Source organism: Elusimicrobiota bacterium, assembly GCA_040757695.1.
Lineage (GTDB): Bacteria > Elusimicrobiota > UBA8919 > UBA8919 > UBA8919 > JBFLWK01.
The window spans coordinates 1-1,877 of record JBFLWK010000194.1; the positions used below are offsets into that span (position 1 = coordinate 1).

At 38.6% G+C, this 1,877-nt stretch carries 3 protein-coding genes; 1 reads left to right on the forward strand and 2 read right to left on the reverse strand.

Annotated features, from left to right (window positions below):
- The first annotated feature begins 146 nt into the window (after positions 1-146).
- Positions 147-584, forward strand: a complete 438-nt coding sequence (locus AB1349_14035) for a hypothetical protein (GenBank protein ID MEW6558444.1) — start codon at positions 147-149, stop codon at positions 582-584.
- Between the two features lie 110 nt (positions 585-694).
- On the opposite strand, the gene AB1349_14040 is transcribed toward AB1349_14035, so the two are convergent.
- Both AB1349_14040 and AB1349_14045 read right to left on the reverse strand, forming a co-directional pair.
- The gene (locus AB1349_14040) at positions 695-1,174 is read right to left on the reverse strand and encodes a hypothetical protein (GenBank protein MEW6558445.1); all 480 of its coding nucleotides are present in this window, start codon (positions 1,172-1,174) and stop codon (positions 695-697) included.
- A 51-nt stretch (positions 1,175-1,225) separates the two neighbouring features.
- A complete protein-coding gene (locus tag AB1349_14045) occupies positions 1,226-1,483 on the reverse strand; it encodes a hypothetical protein (GenBank protein MEW6558446.1) in 258 nt (85 codons plus the stop codon).
- Between the last annotated feature and the right edge of the window lie 394 nt (positions 1,484-1,877).

Below are 1,877 nucleotides of genomic sequence, written 5' to 3' on the forward strand. Positions count from 1 at the left end.
GCATTTGTCATAAGTGTATCATTTTTATACGGTTGTGTCAAGGGCATTTTATTATCGGTAAAATATAAATTTATAGCCGTTTTTCAGGTCGAGTAAAAGTTGGATCTGTTAATGAAATTGGCAATTTAGCTAATTCGTTCAACAAAATGGCTGAAGATTTAAGTGCTGCTATGAAAAAAGAGAAGGAACTTGCAGCTCAAGCAGCAGCAGCAGCAGCAGAGAAGAAGAGGGCAGAGGAATTGGATGTTTTAAACCAGCAGTTAAGGGTAAGCGAACAACAGTTGAAAGCTGCCAACCAGCAATTAAGGGCAAGTGAACAGCAATTAAAAGCTGCTAACCAGCAATTAAGGGCAAGCCAGCAGCAGTTAAAAGCTTCCAACCAGCAGTTAAAGGCAAGCCATCAAGAGTTACAAGCAAAAGAGCAGGCTTTAAGGAGTAAGATGTCGGAACTGGAAAGATTTAATAAACTTATGACCGGCAGGGAATTGAAGATGATAGAACTGAAAAAAGAGATAAATTCTTTACTTCAAGAGATGGGAAAACCCGCAAAATATGCAACCGCAGAGAGCACAGAGGAAAGCTGAGAATGCAACCGCAGACAACAGAGGCTGCGTCGCAATTGGCAAAAAACAGATATCTTGGAGTATCGGAATTTCAATAATTCCGATACGATTCAAACAGATAAAAGACCGATTCAGACAGATATAACAACATCTGTTTGCATCAGTCCTTTATCTGTCTGAATCATAGTCCCGAGCGAAGCGAGGGCTAACTTGACGGGCGAAAGAAAAATTCTTGCAATCGCTCCATATGTCTCTATTTTATTCCCGGTGCCAACGGTGGTTTTTGGAGTAGTGTTGAATTGAAAAATATTACCCCAATCCGCTTGAAAAATGGAAATTATGTCAACTGTAAAAAATTCTCTGGGCGGTAATACTGCTTTTTCGGCAGTCGTGCTAACCTTAACTGCTGCCCACCGATGTAGTGTGTTAGTGCATTCAATCGTAGTTGGATTAATAGTTTTCAAAGACACCCCAGTTTTAAGTTTGGTATCTATCGCAAGTTTAACATCTTTCGGATGAGAGTAGGATGTTTCTTGCGTAAGATTAGCAAGAAGAAATTGTTCAATCGCCCTGCACGAGTTTTCAACGGTTAAAGAATCTAAATTACCCAACTTCGGGGAATAAAAATATAGTGAGGAATCAGAAGTTATTACCAAGGCAAGTCATGTATCTGGTATAGTTGCTGTTTCCGAGTATTGCTGTCCACCTGTAATGATTGTAGAATTAGGTATTGTTACAGTGTTTGTTTTTTCATCATAGTGAACCAGAGGTTTTTTTTCTTTCAGTTGTTTTACCTTGTTTTTTACCGCAGAGATGATGCCGAGATGTATCTTGGCATAAAGGCAGGGAGCAGGTAAAAGGTTAAAGGTTAAAAGTAAAAATATAAAATAATAGGGACGGAGGAAATTAGTTTTCTTCATTATTTTTGTTCCTTTACTGAAAATCTGCGATATACTGCAGGGAATCCCCTCTCTGCTTGTTCGGAATTAGCGTCTGCTTCAAGGAAACGCCGATTCGCTTCAAGCAGACGCTAATTTGCTTCAAGGAAACACTGATTCGCTTCAAGGAGACGCTAATTTGCTTCAAGCAGACGCTGATTTGCTTCAAGGAAACGCTGATTCCAACACTAAAAATTGGCAATTACAACCAGATAGTCAGGGCTTCGCCCTGAACCTCCATTTTAATTAAACCTATATGATATACTAAGTAAAGGATATATAGGTTATTAACATGTACATCTCGCGATTTTTTAAAAATTTTTATGAATAACCTTTCAAAATTTTGTATAATTAAACAATCTCCAGGTTCTGGTAG

Bases quoted from the DNA above. Each gene is read 5' to 3' on its own strand.
- AB1349_14035 (MEW6558444.1), top strand. From the start codon at position 147: ATGGCTGAAGATTTAAGTGCTGCTATGAAAAAAGAGAAGGAACTTGCA.
- AB1349_14045 (MEW6558446.1), bottom strand. From the start codon at position 1,483: ATGAAGAAAACTAATTTCCTCCGTCCCTATTATTTTATATTTTTACTT.